The organism is Curtobacterium sp. Leaf261, assembly GCF_001422205.1.
Classification (GTDB): domain Bacteria; phylum Actinomycetota; class Actinomycetes; order Actinomycetales; family Microbacteriaceae; genus Curtobacterium.
On the sequence record NZ_LMMJ01000007.1, the window covers coordinates 584,155 to 605,121 of the forward strand.

20 protein-coding genes are annotated in these 20,967 nt (G+C 68.3%); 15 read left to right on the forward strand and 5 right to left on the reverse strand.

Going from position 1 to position 20,967, the window contains the following annotated elements:
* Nucleotides 1-3 precede the first annotated feature (3 nt).
* The 6 genes from yidC to ASF23_RS08160 all read left to right on the forward strand — a co-directional run bounded on the left by yidC (nucleotide 4) and on the right by ASF23_RS08160 (nucleotide 5,231).
* On the forward strand, nucleotides 4-990 hold the full coding sequence (gene yidC, locus ASF23_RS08135) for a membrane protein insertase YidC (RefSeq protein WP_055951442.1): 987 nt from the start codon (nucleotides 4-6) through the stop codon (nucleotides 988-990).
* A gap of 122 nt (nucleotides 991-1,112) precedes the next feature.
* Nucleotides 1,113-1,580: a Jag family protein gene (locus tag ASF23_RS08140; RefSeq protein ID WP_235510831.1), complete on the forward strand. Its 468-nt coding sequence runs from the start codon at nucleotides 1,113-1,115 to the stop codon at nucleotides 1,578-1,580.
* A gap of 1 nt (nucleotide 1,581) precedes the next feature.
* The gene (gene rsmG / locus ASF23_RS08145; RefSeq protein ID WP_235510821.1) at nucleotides 1,582-2,247 is read left to right on the forward strand and encodes a 16S rRNA (guanine(527)-N(7))-methyltransferase RsmG; all 666 of its coding nucleotides are present in this window, start codon (nucleotides 1,582-1,584) and stop codon (nucleotides 2,245-2,247) included.
* 101 nt (nucleotides 2,248-2,348) lie between these two features.
* Nucleotides 2,349-3,242 carry a ParA family protein gene (locus tag ASF23_RS08150; RefSeq protein ID WP_082473924.1) on the forward strand — a complete coding sequence of 298 codons (894 nt, stop codon included), beginning with the start codon at nucleotides 2,349-2,351 and terminating at the stop codon, nucleotides 3,240-3,242.
* Nucleotides 3,242-4,216, forward strand: a complete 975-nt coding sequence (locus ASF23_RS08155; protein ID WP_055951445.1) for a ParB/RepB/Spo0J family partition protein — start codon at nucleotides 3,242-3,244, stop codon at nucleotides 4,214-4,216. Before ASF23_RS08150 ends, ASF23_RS08155 begins: the two co-directional genes overlap by 1 nt.
* A gap of 499 nt (nucleotides 4,217-4,715) precedes the next feature.
* On the forward strand, nucleotides 4,716-5,231 hold the full coding sequence (locus ASF23_RS08160) for a nucleoside kinase (protein ID WP_055951448.1): 516 nt from the start codon (nucleotides 4,716-4,718) through the stop codon (nucleotides 5,229-5,231).
* Nucleotides 5,232-6,039: 808 nt separating this feature from the next.
* Here the strand turns inward: ASF23_RS08160 and ASF23_RS08165 are convergent.
* From ASF23_RS08165 to ASF23_RS18815, 5 genes are all read right to left on the reverse strand, one after another.
* Nucleotides 6,040-7,002 (reverse strand): D-alanine--D-alanine ligase family protein, encoded by a 963-nt coding sequence (locus tag ASF23_RS08165; RefSeq protein ID WP_055951451.1) that lies wholly within the window; start codon nucleotides 7,000-7,002, stop codon nucleotides 6,040-6,042.
* A 66-nt stretch (nucleotides 7,003-7,068) separates the two neighbouring features.
* The gene (locus ASF23_RS08170) at nucleotides 7,069-8,376 is read right to left on the reverse strand and encodes an aminotransferase-like domain-containing protein (protein WP_055951453.1); all 1,308 of its coding nucleotides are present in this window, start codon (nucleotides 8,374-8,376) and stop codon (nucleotides 7,069-7,071) included.
* A 129-nt stretch (nucleotides 8,377-8,505) separates the two neighbouring features.
* Complete coding sequence (trxA, locus tag ASF23_RS08175) at nucleotides 8,506-8,832, reverse strand: thioredoxin (protein ID WP_055951700.1); 327 nt, start codon at nucleotides 8,830-8,832, stop codon at nucleotides 8,506-8,508.
* Nucleotides 8,833-8,962: 130 nt separating this feature from the next.
* Complete coding sequence (gene trxB, locus ASF23_RS08180; RefSeq protein ID WP_055951456.1) at nucleotides 8,963-9,958, reverse strand: thioredoxin-disulfide reductase; 996 nt, start codon at nucleotides 9,956-9,958, stop codon at nucleotides 8,963-8,965.
* Between the two features lie 140 nt (nucleotides 9,959-10,098).
* A complete protein-coding gene (locus tag ASF23_RS18815; RefSeq protein WP_235510822.1) occupies nucleotides 10,099-14,361 on the reverse strand; it encodes a DUF6049 family protein in 4,263 nt (1,420 codons plus the stop codon).
* 110 nt (nucleotides 14,362-14,471) lie between these two features.
* Between ASF23_RS18815 and ASF23_RS08190 the strand changes: the two genes are divergently transcribed.
* The 9 genes from ASF23_RS08190 to ASF23_RS08225 all read left to right on the forward strand — a co-directional run bounded on the left by ASF23_RS08190 (nucleotide 14,472) and on the right by ASF23_RS08225 (nucleotide 20,528).
* On the forward strand, nucleotides 14,472-15,896 hold the full coding sequence (locus tag ASF23_RS08190) for a CCA tRNA nucleotidyltransferase (RefSeq protein ID WP_055951706.1): 1,425 nt from the start codon (nucleotides 14,472-14,474) through the stop codon (nucleotides 15,894-15,896).
* Nucleotides 15,897-16,112: 216 nt separating this feature from the next.
* Nucleotides 16,113-16,505, forward strand: a complete 393-nt coding sequence (rpsF, locus tag ASF23_RS08195; protein ID WP_055951459.1) for a 30S ribosomal protein S6 — start codon at nucleotides 16,113-16,115, stop codon at nucleotides 16,503-16,505.
* A 2-nt stretch (nucleotides 16,506-16,507) separates the two neighbouring features.
* Nucleotides 16,508-17,110: a single-stranded DNA-binding protein gene (locus ASF23_RS08200; RefSeq protein ID WP_055951462.1), complete on the forward strand. Its 603-nt coding sequence runs from the start codon at nucleotides 16,508-16,510 to the stop codon at nucleotides 17,108-17,110.
* 51 nt (nucleotides 17,111-17,161) lie between these two features.
* Complete coding sequence (rpsR, locus tag ASF23_RS08205) at nucleotides 17,162-17,419, forward strand: 30S ribosomal protein S18 (protein WP_055951465.1); 258 nt, start codon at nucleotides 17,162-17,164, stop codon at nucleotides 17,417-17,419.
* 14 nt (nucleotides 17,420-17,433) lie between these two features.
* The gene (rplI, locus tag ASF23_RS08210) at nucleotides 17,434-17,886 is read left to right on the forward strand and encodes a 50S ribosomal protein L9 (RefSeq protein ID WP_055951468.1); all 453 of its coding nucleotides are present in this window, start codon (nucleotides 17,434-17,436) and stop codon (nucleotides 17,884-17,886) included.
* A gap of 231 nt (nucleotides 17,887-18,117) precedes the next feature.
* On the forward strand, nucleotides 18,118-18,363 hold the full coding sequence (locus tag ASF23_RS18275) for a WXG100 family type VII secretion target (RefSeq protein ID WP_156364361.1): 246 nt from the start codon (nucleotides 18,118-18,120) through the stop codon (nucleotides 18,361-18,363).
* Nucleotides 18,299-18,592, forward strand: a complete 294-nt coding sequence (locus tag ASF23_RS08215; protein ID WP_055951471.1) for a WXG100 family type VII secretion target — start codon at nucleotides 18,299-18,301, stop codon at nucleotides 18,590-18,592. Before ASF23_RS18275 ends, ASF23_RS08215 begins: the two co-directional genes overlap by 65 nt.
* 194 nt (nucleotides 18,593-18,786) lie before the next feature.
* Nucleotides 18,787-19,104, forward strand: a complete 318-nt coding sequence (locus ASF23_RS08220; RefSeq protein WP_055951474.1) for a hypothetical protein — start codon at nucleotides 18,787-18,789, stop codon at nucleotides 19,102-19,104.
* Nucleotides 19,104-20,528: a hypothetical protein gene (locus ASF23_RS08225; RefSeq protein WP_055951477.1), complete on the forward strand. Its 1,425-nt coding sequence runs from the start codon at nucleotides 19,104-19,106 to the stop codon at nucleotides 20,526-20,528. The genes ASF23_RS08220 and ASF23_RS08225 overlap by 1 nt, the downstream gene beginning before the upstream one ends.
* Nucleotides 20,529-20,967: the final 439 nt, after the last annotated feature.

Below are 20,967 nucleotides of genomic sequence, written 5' to 3' on the forward strand. Positions count from 1 at the left end.
CCCATGGACCTTCTCGGAACCGTTCTCTGGCCGCTCAAGTGGGTGGTGTCAGCGATCCTCGTCGGCTTCCACTCGCTGTTCCAGGCGCTCGGCATGGACCCCGCGGCCGGCATCACGTGGGTGCTGTCGATCATCGGGCTGACGCTCGTGGTCCGCGCCGCCCTCATCCCGATCTTCGTCCGTCAGATCAAGAGCCAACGTCGGATGCTCGAGGTCGCGCCACAGCTCAAGAAGATCCAGGACAAGTACAAGGGCAAGAAGGACCAGTTCTCCCGCGAGGCGATGTCCCGCGAGACCATGGCGCTGTACAAGGAGACCGGGACGAACCCGCTGAGCTCCTGCCTGCCGCTCGTCCTGCAGATGCCGATCTTCTTCAGCCTGTACTCGGTGCTCCACACGGCGCAGATCGACAAGACGGGCATCGGCCTGCTCACCGAGCCGCTCGCCCGCAACTTCGGGAACGCCTCGCTCTTCGGGGCGCCCCTCCACGAGACGTTCACGAACGCCAGTGGCTGGGAGGTCCGGGTCATCGCGGGCATCATGATCGTCGTCATGACTGCGTCGCAGTTCATCACGCAGCTGCAGATCACCGCGAAGAACATGTCGCCGGAGACCAAGGCGAGCCCGATGTACCGCCAGCAGCGGATGATGCTCTACGTGCTCCCGCTCGTGTTCGTGTTCTCGGGCCTGAGCTTCCCCCTCGGCGTCATGTTCTACTGGCTCGCGTCCAACGTCTGGACCATGGGCCAGCAGTACGTCGTCATCCGCCGTTCGCCGACCCCTGGCTCCGAGGCCGCGCTCGCGCGTGAGGCACGCCTGGCACGCAAGGCACAGCGCCGCGAGTCCGGCGTCAGCACGACGGCTGCCGGTGCTCTGGCTGCGGTGAACGACATCCGGGTGACCGAGATCGAGGCACCCCGCATGAACACGCAGCGTCAGCAGCCGGTCGGCAAGAACCGCGCCAAGAAGAACGGGAAGATCATCAAGTGACCGACGACTCCACCACCGAGGCCGAGCCGCGCCCTGAGGACACCGAGCACGACCAGATCGCGTCGGCTCCCGAGGCGCTGACGGGCGGAGACGATGAGTCCGACGGCGCCGAGGGGTCGGCCATCGATGACGATGACGATGATGCCGGCCACGACGAGGCCGACATCGCTGCGGACTACATCGAGGATCTGCTCGACATCTGCGACCTCGACGGGGACATCGAGATCGAGGAGCGCGCTGGCCGCGTCTACCTGTCGGTGACGGACTCTGGTGACAGCCTCCGCGTGCTCTCGAAGCCCGACACCGTGACGGCGCTCCAGGAACTCACGCGCATCGCCGTGCAGAGCGAGACCGGGGAGTTCAGCCGCCTGATCCTCGACGTCGGTGGCTCGCGGGATGTCAGGGCCTCCGAGCTCAGCAGCCTCGTGGAGACGGCGATCGAGCGCATCGAGGCCGGCTCTCCGACCGCATCGCTTCCGCCGATGTCGTCGTACGAGCGCAAGCTCGTGCACGACCTCGTCTCGGAGCGCGGATTCCACTCCGAGTCCGAGGGTGAAGGGCGCGACCGCCACACGGTCGTCACCCGCTGACGTGACGGACGTCACTCCCCCACTCGAGACGAGCGAGCCGCCCGTCCTGGAGCAGGAACCGGATGCTGCGGCAGTGGTGTTCGGTACCACGATCGATCGGGCTCGCTCGTTCACGAACGAGCTGGCCGCACGGGGCGAGGAGCTCGGGCTGATCGGACCGCTCGAACTCCCTCGTCTCTGGACTCGACACATCCTCAACTCTGCTATCGTCGCTCCGCTTCTGCAGGACGGCGGTCGAGTCGGTGACGTGGGGTCAGGGGCGGGCTTGCCGGGTCTGGTGCTTGCGATCGCGCGGCCTGACGTCCGCATGGTCCTCATCGAGCCGATGGAGCGACGGGTCGACTGGCTGCGATCTGAGGCGTCGCGTCTCGCGCTGACGAACGTCGAGGTGGTCCGTGGTCGTGCCGAGGACGTCTCCGACTCGCTCGTCCTCGATCAGGTGACGGCCCGTGCGGTGAGTGCGCTCTCGAGGCTCATCCCGATCACTGTCCCGTTGGTCCGGGATGGCGGTCAGCTCATCCTCATGAAGGGTGCTCGCGTCGACGCCGAGGTCGAGTCTGCTCGCAAGGTGATCCTGCGTCACCACCTCTCCGACGTCGAGGTCCTCGAGCTCGGAGCGGGTGTGGTCGAGGAAATCACGCGCGTGTTCCGGGCTACAGTTGACTGACGCCACTCGCACTTGATCATCGCGATGTTCCACGTGGAACATCGCTCGTGGGGAGCCGAGTCGGTTCCACGTGGAACATCGAACCCGGGGAAGTGCCATCCGTGAGTCCATCGACTGACTACGACGCGACGACGCCGCTGGCGCGCGAGCTCGCCGACCTGAACCGCCGTCGTCGCGCCCTCGCTGCGCAGCAGTTCCCGCTCCCTCCGAAGACCCGTGTGATCACCGTGTCGAACCAGAAGGGCGGGGTCGGCAAGACGACGACGACGGTCAACCTGGCTGCGGCTCTGGCCCGGGGTGGCGCACGAGTGTTGGTCATCGATCTCGACCCGCAGGGCAACGCATCCACGGCACTCGGTGTCGATCATCGAGCCGAGGTGTCGAGCATCTACGACGTGATCGTCGACGAGGCCAAGATCGCCGACAGTGTGCAGCAGAGTCCCGAGTCTCCAAACCTGTGGTGCATCCCTGCGACCATCCACCTTGCGGGCGCGGAGATCGAGCTGGTGTCGCTGGTGGCTCGGGAACAGCGGCTCCGCACGGCGCTCGACGAGCATCTCGCAGCGATGGACGAGCCGTACCACTACGTGTTCATTGACTGTCCCCCATCCCTGGGCCTGCTCACGATCAACGCGTTCGTTGCTGCGAGGGAGGTGCTCATCCCGATCCAGTGCGAGTACTACGCACTCGAGGGGCTGAGCCAGCTGCTCCGGAACATCGAGCTCATTGAGCGCCATCTGAACCCGAACCTCCGGGTCTCGACGATCCTGCTGACGATGTACGACGGTCGGACCAATCTCGCGAACCAGGTGGCCACGGAGGTCCGTGAGCATTTCGGAGACCAGGTGCTCAAGACGCTGATCCCGCGGTCGGTCCGGATCAGCGAGGCCCCGAGCTACGGCCAGAGCGTCGTCAGCTACGACACCAATTCGACCGGGTCGCTCTCGTATCTCGAGGCGGCGTCCGAGATCGCAGCACGAGGAGCACAGGACTGATGGCACCCAAGCGCACCGGACTGGGCCGAGGAATCGGCGCACTCATCCCCACCAGTGATGCTCACGAACGACCCGTGGATGTGTTCTTCCCCGCCAGTGGTGCAAGTTCGGGCTCTTCCGCTGCGTCCGCGGGTACTGCCGAGGACCTCCTGGCCGTCCCCGGGGCGCGACTCGCGAATCTCAACCCGCTGGACATCGTCCCGAACGCTCAGCAACCGCGACTCGAGTTCCGCGAAGAGGAGCTGCAGGAGCTCGTCCACTCGATCAGGGATGTCGGACTCCTCCAGCCGATCGTCGTCCGGCCGATCGCGGGGGCGACCGGGACCGCACCGCAGTATGAACTCATCATGGGTGAGCGTCGGCTCCGCGCCACGAAGGAACTCGGACTCGCAACGATCCCGGCGATCGTCAAGGACACTCCTGATGATGCGATGCTCCGCGACGCGCTGCTGGAGAACCTGCACCGTGCGCAGCTCAACCCGCTCGAGGAGGCCTCGGCCTACCAGCAGTTGCTCGCTGACTTCGGGATCACGCAAGAGCAGCTGGCCGAGCGCATCGGACGGTCCCGCCCGCAGATCACCAACACCATTCGGCTGCTCCGTCTCCCGTCCCCCGTGCAGCGGCGCGTCGCGGCTGGCGTGTTGAGCGCCGGGCACGCTCGGGCCATCCTCGCGGCACCGGACGCTGAGTCGATGGAGTACCTCGCGGAGAAGATCGTCAACGAGGACCTGTCCGTCCGGGCAGCCGAGGCGGCGGCACAGGCGCTGTCGATGAAGCCAGCGAAGGCGAAGCCGGCCCCCGGGAAGCGTCAGGCCCACCTCGACGACCTCGGCGAGCGGCTTGGAGACCGACTGAACACGCGGGTGCGGATCTCGCTCGGAGCGCGTAAGGGGACTGTCAGCATCGACTTCGCAAACGTCTCCGACCTCAACCGGATCCTGCAGGAGCTCGGTCAGCAGCAGGTCGAGGGCTAGCGCCGACCGCCGTGGAGTCCTCTTGGGTCTACCGCTCCCGGACGAATACGCTTGATACGTCGCAAATCGCAGGGGCGGCGCCGGGCTGTGTCGTGCACATGATGAAGCGGGATCTTGGTCGTCGACGCGGCTCATGGTCCTCTCGGTCTCAACGGCCTCATCGGCTATGGTCTGTCGAGGTACTTGCTTCGATGTTTCACGTGGAACCTGCGCGGCTTTCAGCCGCGACCGGTGTTCCACGTGAAACCAAGCACTCGGGCCGCTCGACTCGCCCGTTTCTCTGATAGTCCGTGGTGTCGGCGCAGGATGCCAGGTACGCGAGGCTTGCGGTGGCTCGACCTCGACCCGTTCCTCACTGGCCCTGAGATTGCTGTCGGTGGGCTTCGCTGCCGCGTCGAGGGTGTTTCAGGAGTGCGCCCGTTTTCGGCGTGTTCGTTGCCACCGCGATCGGGCTGCTGTTCGCTACCGCTACTGCGGTGCTCTTCGCTAGCGTGCTCGTATGGGCAGACGGAACTTCCTCGTGGACGGGATCTCCGGAACCGGCAAGACGTCGGTGTGTCAGGAGCTGCGGCGGCGCGGGATCGCCGCCGTCAACGGTGATCGTGAACTGGCCTACCAGGGCGATCCCGAGACGGGGGAACCCGTGGCTGACATCGCGGGCCTCGAGGTGCACGGTCACCACCTCTGGGACGCTCGTCGAGTCCGCGCGATCGCTGGGAACACCTCGGATCCGGTGACGTTCTTCTGCGGAGGATCCCGCAACACCGGTTCGATCCTGGACGTGTTCGACGGGGTGTTCATCCTGACGGTCGACCTCGACACACTCGAACGACGACTCGATGGTCGGGGTGCGGACGAATGGGCGGGAGCCGGACGGCTCGAGGAGCGTGCGCTCGTGCGCCGTCTTCATGCAAATGGTTCGGACGTGCCGGACGGCGTTCTCGTCGACGGGACTCAGCCCATCGGGGCCGTCGTCGATGAACTGCTTCGCCGATGTGGGGCTCAGCTGGGCTGAGAAGCTGAGTGGACCGGTCAGAGGCGAACGGCAGTGCTCAGCTGGAGTATCCGCGATGGATGGTCAGCACGGTCGCGAAGAGAGCGGTGCAACGTACGCAGCCGTCTTCCATGGCCTGGCGGAGGCGAGGTTCGGCTGTTGCGGGTGGTCGTGCTTCCCGACGACGTCGGGATCAGTCCGCGAGACGCAGAAGGGCAAGGCGGGTCGAGGCGAGGTGGGTCGTTCCAGGGCGAGGCAAGGCGCGTGAGTCGTCATGGGTCGAGGCGAGGTACCGCGATCAGGGGCGGGTCGATGCACGGGCGACGTGGAGCGCGGGAACGGCGTGGAGGGCAGAAACGGAGCGCGCACGGGGATGGGCGGCGTACCGAACAGCCGGCACTGATGCGTATCGGAACGAACCGCAGCGTCGCATCGTCCTCGACGCGTGCCCGGGCTGGTCGAGGACGGTCGCGCAATTGATGCTGTTGTGATGGAGAGGACGCTGCACCCTCCGGGCTCGCTGATGGGGCTGGCAGAGATCCGATGACTGAGGTCTGCGCTCCCGGTCACCTGGGCCCGCGGCCGAGAGGTCGAGGTTTCACGTGGAACATCGGGCTGTACGGACTGGACCCCACCCCGTACTGGGCGGGGCTGCGGGCCTGCAGGGCTGCAGGGCTGCAGGACTTGCCATGGCCGCGGGGCCGGTCGGACCCCGGGAGTGCGCCGGATCAGCTGCGCCACCGAATCGATCGAACTGAGCGACCTGTCCACGTCTGCGGGCCCGGCGTACCAGCCAGGAGCGGGAGGCGGTACGCGGGAGAACTGAACGTCAGCCTCGGTGGTCGCGGATCGCCTGCTCGGCGAGCTCGGCGTAGACCCACCCGAGATCGTGCCCCGAAGCGAGGAGCGCCTGCGGCACGAGCGACGTCTCAGTGAGCCCGGGCAACACGTTCGCCTCGAGGAACCAGGGCGTTCCGGCCCTGTCCACGATCATGTCCACGCGCGAGATGTGCCGGAGCCCCAGCGCCGCATGGGCCGCAACAGCCGCTGAGGCGGCCTCTGCCGCGATTTCCGGGCTGAGACGGGCGGGAGAGTAGAACGTGGTCTCCCCGGCGTTGTAGCGGGCTTCGAAGCCATACACGCCGGAGCGGGGCACGATCTCGACCGCCGGGAGTGCGACCGGCCCGTCGCCGGTGTCGACGATGCCCACGGCGATCTCGGTCCCCCGGATCAACTGCTCGATGATGACGTCGTCGCAGTAGGTGTAGGCCGTGACCATCGCACGCGGCAGGTCGTCGACGTCGGTCACGAGGGTGACCCCCTGCGCACTCCCCCCACGCGCCGGCTTCACGACGAGCGGGACCGGGTGCTCGTCGGCGATGCTCGCCAGCACGCTCACGGCGCCGAGCTCACGGAAGACGTCGTGCGAGAGCGTGACGGACCTCGGCACGCGCATGGACGCCCGACGCACGAGCGCCGATGCGGTGGGCTTGTCCCAGGCGAGTCGCGCCGAGGTCGAGAGCGATCCGACGAACGGTACGTCGAGCGCCTCGAGGACGCCGCGGAGCGCACCGTCCTCACCGCTCGCACCATGGAGCACCGGCCAGACGACGTCCGGCTTCCGCGCGGTGATGGCTGGCAGGAGCGCCGCATCGGCGTCACGGAGGTCGACGTCCCAGCCGTAGCCGCTCAGTGAGTCGGCGACACGACGACCCGAGCGGAGCGAGACGTCACGCTCGTGCGAGATCCCTCCGGCGACGACGATGACATGCCGGCGTGCGAAGTCCGCCATGGTGATGCACACCCTTTCGAGGAGCGTCTCCGCCGGATCGCTCCGACGAACGGTGAAAATACCTGATCAGGAGATGTTCGGCGGCGGTGCGGAGACCGCGCCGTCCCGCTGGGAGACCGAGAGGGGCCTGGTCGACGTCCCGAAGGTCTCCAGGAGCTCGATCTCGTCGTTCACGACGGTCGCCAGGCGTTTGACCCCGACCCGGATCTGCTCGGGTGTCGGGTAGCAGAACGACAGCCGGATGTTGGCACCGCCCCGACCGTCGGCGAAGAACGCGGTGCCGGGCGTGTACGCCACGAGCTCCTTCACCGCGCGCGGGAGCATCGCCTTCGAGTCGAGGCTCTCCGGCAGGGTGACCCAGACGAAGAACCCACCGTTCGGCTCTGTCCAGGTGAGGTCCGGCAGGAACTCCCCCAGCGCCCCGAGCATCGCGTCCCGGCGCTCGGCGTAGATGCCGCGGAAGGTGTCGACCTGCCCCTGCCAGTCCGCCGCGTCGAGGTAGGCGTTGACGACGTACTGCCCGAACGAGTTCGGGGCGAGCACCGCCGACTCGTTGAGCAGCACGAGCTTCTCGCGGATGGCGTGCGGGGCGAGGGCCCAACCGACCCGAAACCCTGGCGCGAGCGTCTTCGAGAAGGACCCGAGGTACACGACCCCGTCCTCGTCGATCGACCTGATGGCCTGCGGAGCGGGCTCGTCGAACCAGAGCAATCCGTACGGGTTGTCCTCGAGCACGAGGATGTCGTTCGAGCGGCAGATGTCGAGGACCTCGATGCGGCGCTCGCGGCTCATCGTCACGCCGGCCGGGTTGTGGAAGTTCGGGATCGTGTAGAGGAACTTCATCCGCTTGCCGGCGGCCTTGAGGGACGCGATGGTCTCCCGCAGCGCCTCGGGGACGAGTCCGAGGGAGTCCGTCGCCACGTGCACCGTCTCGGCCTGGTACGACCGGAACACGCCGATCGCGCCGACGTACGAGGGCGACTCCGCCAGGACGACGTCTCCGGGATCGATGAAGAGCCGGGTGACGAGGTCGAGTGCGTGCTGCGAGCCGGTGGTCACGACGACGTCCTCGGCACTCGCACGGATGCCCTCGAGCGCCATGATCTCGACGATGTGCTCACGCAGGGAGCGGAGTCCCTGTCCCCCGCCGTACTGCAGGGCCATCGCGGAGTCCTCGGCCATGACCCGGTCGATCGACCCCGTGACGAGCTCGCGCGGCAGGGCCGACACGAACGGCATGCCACCGGCGAGGGACACCACCTCGGGCCGGGAGGCGACGGCGAACAGGGCACGGACCTCCGAGGCACTCAGCCCCGCGGTCCGTTCGGCGTAGGAGTCGTACCACGGGTCGAGACTCGTTCCCCGGTTCGTCATTCGCGTCCCTCTTCCGGTCGATGGCGTTCCGGCCACGATACGGCATGCACCCCGGAGGACCGGGGCAGTCGACCGGGAACGACGAACCCCCGCCGTCCAGCGGACGACGGGGGTTCGGGAGTGTGTGACCTACGCGAGGAACTCCGCGAGGTCGGCCTCGAGGGCCGGCTTCGGCTTGGCGCCGATGACGGTCTTGACGACCTCGCCACCGCGGAAGACCTTCATCGCCGGGATCGACGTGATCTGGTAGTTCATGGCCGACTGCGGGTTGTCGTCGACGTTGAGCTTGACGATCTCGATCTTGTCGGCGTGCTCGGACGCGATCTGGTCGAGGATCGGGGAGACGGCGCGACACGGGCCACACCACTCGGCCCAGAAGTCGACGAGGATCGTCTTGTCGGACTTCAGGACGTCGTCGGAGAAGCTGGCGTCGGTGACGGACTTGGCGTTGGACATCATTCCTGCCTTTCGTGGCACTGTGATCGAGACTGCTGTGCGGATCGCGCTGCGGTCGCGATCGTCGTCTGGAGGTGTAACGGGCCGGGGACACGCGGCATTCCGCGGCCCGGTGGTCCGTGGGGAGGACCTAGGCGCTGACCCGCTCGGAGGCGGTGACGGGCTCGGACGGGGTGTTGCCGTCGGCACGGGCGAGGAGCTCCGGGTCGAGGTCGGCCAGGTACTTCTCGGCGTCGAGCGCGGCGACCGTTCCGGAGCCGGCCGCGGTGATCGCCTGGCGGTAGGTCGGGTCGAGCACGTCGCCGGCCGCGAAGACGCCGGGGAGGTTGGTGCGCGAGGAGCGCCCCTCCACCGCGATCGTGCCCTCGGGGGCGATGTCGATCTGGCCGTGCACCAGGTGCGTCCGCGGGTCGTTGCCGATCGCGATGAACAGGCCGTCGAGTGCGAGCTCGGACTCGGTGCCGTCGACGGTGTCGCGGAGGGTCACACCGGTCACGGCGGACTCGCCCTGGATGCCGATGACCTCCTTGTTCCACGCGAACTCGATCTTGGGGTCCGCGTTCGCGCGGTCCTGCATGATCTTCGAGGCACGGAGGGTGTCCTTGCGGTGGATGACGGTGACCTTGTCCGCGAAGCGGGTGAGGAACGTCGCCTCCTCCATTGCGGAGTCGCCACCGCCGACCACGGCGATGTTCTTCTGGCGGAAGAAGAAGCCGTCGCACGTCGCGCACCAGCTGACGCCGTGCCCGGACAGCGTCTGCTCCTCCGGGAGGCCCAGGTGGCGGTACGCACTGCCCGTGGCGTAGATGACCGTCAGGGCCTCGTACGTCGTGCCGTTGCCGACCGTGACGCGCTTGACCTCGCCGGTCAGGTCGACCTCGACCGCGTCGTCGTACAGGACCTCGGCGCCGAACTTCTCGGCCTGGTCCTGCATCTTGATCATCAGGTCAGGGCCCTGGATGCCGTCGGGGAAGCCCGGGAAGTTCTCGACCTCGGTCGTCTTGGTGAGCTCACCGCCGGTCTCCACGCTCGAGGCGATGATGAGGGGCTTGAGCTCGGCACGCGCGGCGTAGATGCCCGCGGTGAACCCGGCGGGGCCGGAACCGATGATGATGAGCTGGCGCATGCCTGGCCTTCCAGTAGGACGTCGACGTCGATCGGACGTCGTGCGGTGTCGCTGATCGGGTCAACACATGCTACCCAGCCGACATTCCACGCGGGCTGGTAGCCGCGGGAGTGCGCCGAGCGGACCGGGCGGCGAGCGGACTAGCGACCGAGCTTGCCCCGCAGCAGCGCCACGGCACTGCCGATCTCGGCGTTCTTCGCGACGACGAGTGCCCCGAAGTACACGACCGCCATCACGCCGGCACCGAGCACCAGGGTGATCCCCGCGCTCGTGACGTCGGTCATCGCGAACCCGCCGCGTTCGAACGCTCCGAAGAAGTTCACGACGAGGAGCCCGGCGACACCGGCGATCACGGCGGCGAACACGAACTGCACGTGCGAGCGGGTGACGAGAGCGCCGTCGATGCCCCCGAGCCGACGGCGGACGATCACGAGCGCCACGATCGTCTGCGCGGTGCCGGCGAAGGTGGTCACCGCGGCGACACCGACACCGATGAGGGACCCGGGGAGGGCGGCGATCGACAGCGCGCCGATCACGAACAGCGCCGACTGCACGCACTGCATGAGGAACGGCGTCCGGTGGTCGTGCAGGGCCCAGAACGCCCGCTGGATGATGAACAGCATGCTGAAGAGCACGAGGCCCGGCAGGTAGGCCAGCAGCACCTCGGCCATCGCCCGGACGTCGCCGAACGAGTGCTCGTAGAGGCGGGCGAACGGGAACGCGACCACCATGAGCGCGATGCTGGCGAACACCGTGAACAGGCCGACGATCCGGAGCGACAGGGAGAGGTTCCGTCGGACCGCGGCCAGGTCCCCGCGCTCGGCGTCGTGGCTCATCCGCGTGAAGTACGCGGTCGCGATCGACACCGTGATGATCGAGTGCGGGAGCATGAACAGCAGCCACGAGTTCTGCAGCGTCGCGTTCCCGGCGCCCGTGCCGAGGGAGCTGACGCGCGACTGCACGATCCCGGCGAGCTGGGTCACCAGGATCATCGCGAACAGCCAGAGCGCCGCGGTGCCCGTGTTGCGGAGGCCGACCCCGCGCCACTTGAAGTCCGGGCGGTAGGTCAGGCCGGCACGGCGCCAGAAGAACAGCAGGAACGCCGCCTGGGCCGCGACGCCGAGGGTGGCGGTCCCCGCGAGCACCATGATCTTGGTGGGGGTCCAGTCCCCAGGGTCGGAGTTCCCGTCGCGCCCACCGAACAGCGCGATGAACACGACGAGCCCGGTGATCGCGATGACGTTGTTGAGGAGCGGCGCCCACGTGAACGGTCCGAACACCTGGCGGGCGTTGAGGACCTCGCCGAGGAGCGAGTACAGCGCGTAGAAGAGGATCTGCGGCAGGCACCAGAACGCGAACGCGACCGCGAGTGCCGTGGTCTCGCTCGAGAAGCCCTTGCCGCCCTCGCCCGCGGACTGGCTGTACAGGCCGACGAGGATCGGTGCGGCGATCGTGGCGACGACGGTGACGACGAGGAACACCGACGCACCGATCGTGACGATCTTGTCGATGTACTTCTGGCCGCCGTCCGGGTGCTTGGTGGCGCGGACGATCTGCGGGATGAGGGCCGCGCTGAGGAGTCCTCCGGCGATCAGTGTGTAGACGCTGTTCGGGAGCTGGTTCGACACCGCGAAGGCGTTCGCGGCGGCGCTCCCGGACTGGCCGATGGCGGCGGCGAGCACGAACGTCTTGACGAACCCGAGGATGCGCGAGACGAGTGTGCCCGCGGCGAGCAGCGCACTGGCGCGACCGAGTCCGCGTTCCGCGGCCGGTGCGGCGTCGATCGCGGGCTGTGGCCCGGCGGCGCTCATCGGCATGACCGCATCGGCTGCGGTCGCGGCGGTCGAGCCGCCTGCGGAACCGAGCGCTGACGCCGGCGCGTCGGACGGGAGGGACGGGTCGCCTCCCGTCGACGCACTCGCGGCTCCGAGCGTGGTCACCGATGCGCCGGTGGCGAGTGCGGCGTCGGACCCGGCCGTGTCGAGGACGCGGGCCGACCCGGGTGCGGCGGCCGGGCCTCCAGGCTGGTGCCGGTCCGTCCCGGTGTCGCGCGCGTCCTGCTCCGCCCGGTCGTCGTCGAGCTCGTCGAGCGGTCGGTTCGGGTCGTCGTCGTCGTCCATGTCGTCGTCCTCGTCGCCGTTCTTCCGGCGGAGACGCCGACGGATGTTGCGGAGGATCCCCAGTCCGAAGATCAGGACCACCGCCGCTGCCGCGAGCGCGGTGATGATGGTCTCCCACTGCGCCTGCACGTTGATCTCGACGGTGCTCGGGTTCGCGATCCGGACGCCGGTCGCACTCGTCAGGGCGAGGTCGAGCTGCACCTTGCCGTTCGCGACGGACTGCACGGGGAACGTGATCCTCGTCTGCGAGTCCGGCTGCACCGTCACGGCGACGCGGTTCTTCTCGACCCGCAGGAAGGAGTTCGACGGCGTCACCGTCAGGTACACCGTGACGGGGTACGACGACTTGTTCCGGACCGAGATCGGCAGCGACGAGCGGTCCGCGAACAGGTTCAGGTTGCTCGAGTCGACGATGCCGACACTCGCCACGACACCGGCGGCGCGCTTGGTCGCGCTCGCGATGGCCGTGTCGAACACCGGGTCGTCGCGGAGAGCGTTCGACGCGGCTGCCAGCACCCGGAGCCGGTAGGGAGCGGTCAGGTCGGCGGGCGTCGTGAGCGCGGTCGAGAAGTCCGCGACGTCCTGCTCGGACGACACCAGGTTCCGCAGCTGGGCGAGGCGCTCCTCGCTCTCGGGCTTGCTGGCCAGTGAGACCCCGCCCGGGGTGGACGCGACCACCGTGGTGAGGTCGGTCGGCGACACCCACGGCATGGTCTCGAGGGCGTCCAGGGTGTCCGCGAGTCGCGTGGAGTCCGTCGGCCACGCGCGTCCGAGGGTCAGGAGGACCGGCCCGGTGCCCCCGACGTGCGCGGTCGTCGCGAGCTCCGCAGTGAGCCGGGACATCGCCGCCTGCCAGGCGTCCTGTCCGTCGGCGGTGACGGCGGCACGGAGCAGTCCGGAGATCGTCGAGTCCGCCACGAGGACGTCGTCGTCGCCGATCTTCTCGGACGCGCCGATGGTCGTGGTCGCGTCGGCCGTGGTGTTGGCACTCGAGACGATCGTCTGCCGGTACCCGCCCGCGGTGAGCGCCGGGAGGTCGTCGGTCGCGACGGAGTCCTCGACGGGCCAGGCCACGGCGGGCAGTGTGTAGGGGAACTCGAGGAGCGACTGCGTGGTCGGGATCGTCGGTGCGGGGGTCTGGGTGTCGCCGGGGGTGCCGCCCTGGTTCGGGTTCTGGTTGTCGTTCTGGCCCTGGCCCGTGCCCGTGCCCGTGCCGTGCGTCGCCGCGGAGGCAGCGGCAGACGCAGACGCAGATGCCGACGCGTCGCCCGCGGCAGCCGTCCGGGTGTCGGACGGGGTCGCGGTGTCCGATGGGGTCGCGGTACCGGACGGGTCCGCGGTGGCCGTGTCGGTCGGGCTGGGGGTCGCCCCCGGGAAGTCGGTCGTGTCGACGTCCTGGTCGAGCGAGATGGGTGCGAGGACCCCGGACGCACCCGCCTGCCGGAGCCCGGTGAGGTCGGAGTCGGCGTAGCTCAGGGCGAAGGTCTCGTTCGTCGCGGTCGACAGGCGTTCCAGCCAGGCGACCGCGGAGTCCGGGGCGTTCACGCCGAGGATCCGGATCGAGGCGATGATCCGCGGGTCGACCCCGATCGCGACGTTGTGCCCGAGCGCCGCGGCGAGCTGTGCCGTGAGGGTGCCGTCGACCGCCGTGTACGCCGACAGGTCCGACGCCGAGATGAGTCCGGACGCCGACGTCGACGGCACCGTGATCGGCATCGCGACACTCACCCCGACCGGGGACTCGGTGAGCGACGGGTACCAGGTGATCGCGGTGCGCTCGACGACCGACGCGGCCCCGGAGTCGTAGCTGAACGCGATCCGGCGAGCACCGAAGGAGTACCCCGTGAGTGCGACCGACGCCGACGGCACCGTGACGTCGTCGATGGTGACCGCGTGGTGTGCCGGGATGTCCGGAACCTCCACCTTCGCCATCCTGGTGCCGACGTAACCATCGCTGCTGGTGTCGCCGACCCAGTCGTCGAGGTCGTCTCGTGTGCTCGTCAGGCTCCGGATGATCGAGAGGTCCGCGGTCGCCGCGGGCAGGTCGGCGTCCGTGCCGTTCGTCACCGTGACGCTCAGCGTCAGGTCCTGGTCCGGCTGCAGCACACCGCGGTTCGCCGGGGCGATCGTGACGGTCGTGTCCGCGGCCGCCGACGTCGCGACGGTGTGGACGGCGGTGGCCGCCGTCGCGGGCACCGCCTCGGCCATCGCGGGCGCGCCGAGGACACCGATGGCGACCAGCGCGGTCACGACGGTGCGGAACGGAGTGCGGAGAAGGTGCATGCGGAGGGGGCCCGCGAACGGACTCGGGCCTCGGAGAAGTGTAGGAGGCAAGACCATGGACGGACCCGAGCACGCGCGGGATGCCCGACGTCTGGGATGATCGTCCTGTCATGCAGTCCGTCGAACCCGCCCTCGCACGACTCGCCGCGCTCGCCGAGTCCGAGCCCGTCGCGACCCTCGCCAGGGTGTTCGCCGACGCCGGCCACGAACTCGCGCTCGTCGGCGGTCCGGTCCGCGATGCCTTCCTCGGCCGCCCGGTGACCGACCTCGACTTCACCACCGACGCCACCCCGGACCGGATCCTCGCGCTCGTGGAGCCGGTGGCGAGCGCCACCTGGGACGTCGGCCGTCAGTTCGGCACGATCGCGGCCAGGGTGCACGGCGAGCAGGTCGAGATCACGACCTACCGGAGCGACGTCTACGACGGCGAGACCCGGAAGCCCGAGGTCGCCTTCGGGTCGTCGCTCGCCGACGACCTCGTCCGCCGCGACTTCACCGTGAACGCGATGGCGTTCCGACTCCCCTCCCGCGAGCTCGTGGACGACGGCGGCGGCGTCGAGGACCTGCTCGCCGAGCGGCTGGCCACCCCGCAGGCGGCCACCACGTCGTTCCGCGACGACCCGCTCCGGATGATGCGGGGCGCCCGGTTCTCCGCGCAGCTCGGCTTCACGGTGTCCGACGAGGTCCGCGAGGCGATGACCGCGCTCGCCGGGTCGATCGAGAACATCTCCGCCGAGCGCGTCCGCGAGGAGCTCGTCAAGACGCTGTCCACCGACGACCCGGTCCCGGGGATCCGGCTGCTCGTGGACACCGGGATCGCCGAGCTGGTCCTGCCCGAGCTGCCCGCGATGCGACTCGAGATCGACGAGCACCACCACCACAAGGACGTCTACGAGCACTCCCTGACGGTGCTGACGCAGGCGATCCAGTACGAGCACGAGCGACACCCCGGCGACTCCCCCGACGTCGTGCTGCGCATCGCGGCGCTCCTGCACGACATCGGCAAGCCGGCCACCCGGAAGCTCGAACCGGGCGGGGTCGTGAGCTTCCACCACCACGACCTCGTCGGGGCGAAGCTCGCCAAGAAGCGGTTGCGGGCCCTGCGGTTCGACAACGACACGATCGCCGCGGTGACCAAGCTGATCGAACTGCACCTCCGCTTCTTCGGGTACACCGACGGCGCATGGACCGACTCCGCGGTGCGCCGGTACGTCCGTGACGCCGGTGACCAGCTCGAGCGGCTGCACGAGCTCACCCGGTCGGACGTCACCACCAGGAACCGACGGAAGGCCGACCGCCTGGCGTTCGCGTACGACGACCTCGAGGACCGGGTCGCGGCGCTCTCGGAGCAGGAGCAGCTCGACGCGATCCGTCCGGACCTGACCGGGGACGACATCATGCGGATCCTCGACATCCGCCCGGGGCGCGAGGTCGGCGAGGCATACCGATTCCTCCTCGAAGCCCGGATGGACGAGGGCCCGCTCGACCCCGACGACGCCGAGGCGCGGCTCCGCGCCTGGTGGGCGGCGCGCTAGACACGTCCGTCCCGCTGGTCCTGCGGGACCGCCACCGGTCGGGAGGGCCGGTGCCGTTCCTCCCGTCCGGTCACGACCCAGCCCGGTTGCCGTCCGGTACGGGCGTCGGCTAGTCTTGTCAGGTTGTGCCTGCCGCATCTGCGGCGTGGCGCACACGCATCAGCCCTCCTGCTCCGGACAGTCCGGAGCCACAAGACCAAAGGAGGTGGGTTCCGCATGCACCAGTACGAACTGATGGTCATCCTCGATCCCGAGATCGACGAGCGCACGGTCGCTCCGTCCCTCGATCGATTCCTCGCAGTCATCCGCAACGACGGTGGAACCGTCGACAACGTGGACGTCTGGGGTCGTCGTCGTCTCGCCTACGAGATCAAGAAGAAGACCGAGGGCATCTACGCCGTCGTCAACCTGACGGCCAACCCGGACGCCACCAAGGAGCTCGACCGCCAGCTCGGTCTCTCCGAGGCCGTCCTCCGCACCAAGGTCCTCCGCGCCGAAGAGGGCATCGCCCAGGTCGCCGCCGCCAAGAAGCTCGCTGATGAGAAGGCTGCCCGCAAGGCCGCCAACGCATCCGCTGCCGCTGCGGCTGCACCGAAGGCCGCAGAGTAACGATGGCTGGCGAAACCGTCATCACGGTGGTGGGCAACCTCACCAGCGACCCGGAGCTGCGGTACACGCAGAACGGTCTCGCGGTGGCCAACTTCACCATCGCGTCCACCCCGCGCACGTTCGACCGTCAGGCGAACGAGTGGAAGGACGGCGACGCGCTGTTCCTCCGTGCGTCGGTGTGGCGTGAGTTCGCCGAGCATGTCGCCGGATCGCTGACCAAGGGCTCGCGCGTCATCGTGCAGGGTCGTCTGCGTCAGCGCTCCTACCAGGACCGCGAGGGCCAGCAGCGCACGAGCATCGAGCTCGAGGTCGACGAGATCGGCCCCTCGCTCCGGTACGCGACCGCGCAGGTCACCCGAGCAGCAGGCGGCAGTGGTGGCGGCGGAGGCCGTGGCCAGGTCGGCGGCGGCAACGGTAGTGGCGCAGGCGCCGGAGCTGGCTACAACGGCAATGGCGGCGGCAACGGCAACGGCGGCAACGCCGGTGGCCAGTCCGACGAGCCGTGGTCCCCGCAGGGCGGTCAGGGTGGCAACAACACGTCCTCCTCGGACGTGTGGAACTCCCCCGGCGGCAACACGTCCTACGACGACGAAACCCCTTTCTGATCTCCACGGCCCCACCGCGTGTGATCAACGAAGACAACTAAGGAATCCCCAATGGCTGGAAAGAGCAGCGGCGACCGCCGCAAGCCTCGCGGCAAGGGCGGCAAGAACGCCGCCCCCGCGAAGGCGATCAAGGTCGGTGTCATCGACTACAAGGACGTTGCGACCCTTCGCAAGTTCATCTCCGAGCGTGGAAAGATCCGCGCCCGCCGCATCACCGGCGTCTCCGTCCAGGAGCAGCGCCTCATCGCCACCGCCGTGAAGAACGCCCGCGAGATGGCGCTCCTCCCCTACGCCGGCTCCGGCCGCTGATCAGGAGGATCACCATGTCGAAGCTCATCCTCACGCACGAGGTCTCCGGCCTCGGTTCCGCCGGTGACGTCGTCGACGTCAAGAACGGCTACGCCCGCAACTACCTGATCCCTCAGGGCTTCGCGGTCACGTGGTCCAAGGGCGGCGAGAAGCAGGTCGAGTCCATCCGCGCGGCCCGTACGGCACGCGAACTGGCCACGATCGAAGAGGCCCAGGACATCAAGCTGAAGCTCGAGAACGCCGTCGTCACGCTGACCGTCAAGGCCGGCAAGGACGGTCGTCTCTTCGGCTCCGTGCGTCCGACCGACGTCGCGGCAGCTGTCCAGACGCAGGGCATCGCCACGCTCGACAAGCGCAAGGTGGAGGTCCCGGCGTCCATCAAGACGACCGGTGACCACGAGGCCACCGTGCGTCTCCGCGAGGACATCGTCGCGACGATCTCGCTGAACGTCGTCGCTGCCAAGTAGCACCACCGCACCACCGTCGAACGGCGGGTCTCCCTTGTGGGAGGCCCGCCGTTCGTCGTTCCGCGAAGGTTCGTCGACGGTTCCGCAACGGCCCGTGGACAGGTTCGTGAACAACGCTCGAACTCCCCCGTTCCGGGGGTGCCCGGTCGCTAGCGTCCTTCTCGGCTCGTCATCACGGCGGGCCCGCCCGTCCGGACGGCGGGCACCGAGCACGAACGACAGGAGCACGACATGCCCAACTTGAACGTCACCTATGGCGACATGCAGGACGCGGCCTCGCGGCTGGTCAACGGTGAGCAGGACATCGAGTCGAAGCTGCGGGAGTTGAAGTCGCTGGTGGACAGCCTGATCTCGGGTGGGTACGTGACGGATCAGTCGTCGGTGGCGTTCGGGACGTCGTCAGGAGCACGACATGCCCAACTTGAACGTCACCTATGGCGACATGCAGGACGCGGCCTCGCGGCTGGTCAACGGTGAGCAGGACATCGAGTCGAAGCTGCGGGAGTTGAAGTCGCTGGTGGACAGCCTGATCTCGGGTGGGTACGTGACGGATCAGTCGTCGGTGGCGTTCGGGACGTCGTACCAGGAGTTCAACGACGGTGCGACGAAGACCATCGAGGGTCTGAACGGGATGAGCGATTACCTGAACAAGGCGTCCGAGGCGCTGCAGCAGACGGACTCCGAGCTGGCCAAGGCCCTCAAGTAACACCCCCCGNGAGGGTCTGAACGGGATGAGCGATTACCTGAACAAGGCGTCCGAGGCGCTGCAGCAGACGGACTCCGAGCTGGCCAAGGCCCTCAAGTAACACCCCCCGGCCCCGATGCCGACGACGGCATCGGGGCCGGCGTGTGCCCGCTTTATCGACCCCGACGCCCATCGCGACCTCCGGAGCAGCAGACATGGCAGACCTCATCATCACCAAGGCGGTCCTCGAGGACTCGGCCGCCGCGTTGCAGCACATCCACGACGAACTCGACCACCAGAAGTCCGACGACGGGTCCCTCGCCGAGATCTACGGCGAGCACGACCTGCAGAAGGCGATGCACGACTTCTCCGGGGACTGGAAGATCCACCGCGGCAAGATCCGCGACGCGGTCGGCAAGCTGAACGAGTCGATGCAGAAGTCCCTGGAGTCCTGGACCGGGCTCGAGAAGGGCCTGACCGATGCGCTCACGACCGAGAACACCCCGACGGGCCCGAACGGCGGGCAGGCCTGATGGCGGCCCGCGCCGGAGACTGGACGCTCGTCGGCGAGGCGTCGGACCCGATCGTCGCCGACGTGCCGGCCCTCGAGGAGCTGGTCCGGTACTACCAGACGCTCGCCGACCAGATCACGACCGAGGCCGACACCCTCGGCAGGATCGGTGACGGCGACGAGTCGCAGTTCAAGGGTGAGGCCGCCGACAAGGTGCGGTCCAAGAGCAAGGAGGTCGCCGCGAGCCTCCGCACGATGTCCGGTCGGTACGACGCCGTCCGCGACGCGCTCACCACCTACCGCCCGGAGCTCGAGCACGCACTCGACGAGTCCGCCGCCGCACTCCGCGACGCCGGCGATGCATCCGCCGCCGGGAGTCGTGGGTCCGCGATGCCGGACCCGAGTGTCAACCGGGCCAGCGACGCACCACCGCTCACCGCCGACGAGACCGGCCAGGTGGACGCCAGGAACCGGGCCATCGCGAACGCGCACTCCGCGTCCGATGCGGCCACCGCACGACTCCGGAGCGCGGTCGACGGGCTCACGGCCGCCGGACGCCAGGCGTCCTCGACGATCAGGGAGGCGTGGCACGACGGGCTGCACGACACCCTCGGCGACAAGATCAAGGCGTTCTTCGCCAAGCTCCTGAAGATCATCGTCAAGATCTTCACCTACATCGGGATCGCCCTGGCGGCACTCGCGATCCTGATCCCCGGCCTCGGGTTCATCGCCCTGGCCGCCGCGGTCGCGACGACGATCACCTTCGTGGCGAACATCGCACTCGCGGCGATGGGTGAGGGTTCGTGGCTCGACGTGATCATGTCCGCCGTGAGCGTCGCGTTCGTCGGGGCAGGTGCGCTCGTCACGAAGGCCGCGTCGATCGCGAAGGCCGGCATGCTCACGAAGGGCATGCCGGGCGTCGAGAAGCTCGCCGGGACGAAGATCGTGACGCTGCAGGCCGAGCGGATGGCAGCGATCCGGTCCGCGCTCTCGCCGTCGACGAAGATCGGAGACTCGGTCCGTCAGGTGCAGCGGATCTCGCAGGAGGTCGCGACGGTGCAGAAGGAGCTCTCGATCGCGAAGTCCACGAACGTGATCGGGAAGTTCAGGGAGAAGGCGGACTGGTTCGACCCTCGCTCGTTCCGACAGCTGGCGTCCGAGGACCGCGCGAAGATCGCCGAGGGCTACTCCAAGGGGTACCGCTGGGATCGCCTCTTCGGCGTGGACCGGCAGCAGGAACTCGCCGAGATGCGCACGTTCCTCAAGTCGGAGTACGGCGTGGCGGTGTCGACGGTCCCGAAGTGGCACGCGGCGTTCCAGGCGACCCGGGTGACCTACGGCTGGGGGAACATCGTGTTCGGCCAGTCGATCAAGCCGACCGGGTGGGGGAGCGACCAGGGTCGCGTCCCGGCGTACGACGACGCGTCGGCCGCCCTGCGGACCTGACCCGCTGTCGGTGGTCGGATGTCGGTCCGGTGTTCGGGGGACACCGGGCCGACGGCGTGTCCACGACACGCCGACAGGGCCGAACTTTTTTTGCAGCGGGGTGATGCACAAACCCCCGTTTCTGTGGGGTTCGTGTCCGAGTCGATCCGTCGGGTGGAGCGGTCCACGCCGTCAATGTTGCACTGACGTGTGCAGACGGGATGTCCGTTTCGGTCCGGAAACGTACCCCACCAGATCGTTCCGGACTGAAATAACCTCGGCATCGGCCCTCGAACGAGGGGCGCCGAGGAACCCGTCGGACCGGGGCCTCGGAACGAATGACACCGCATCCACTGATCGAAGGAGCACGACATGCCCAACTTGAACGTCACCTATGGCGACATGCAGGACGCGGCCTCGCGGCTGGTCAACGGTGAGCAGGACATCGAGTCGAAGCTGC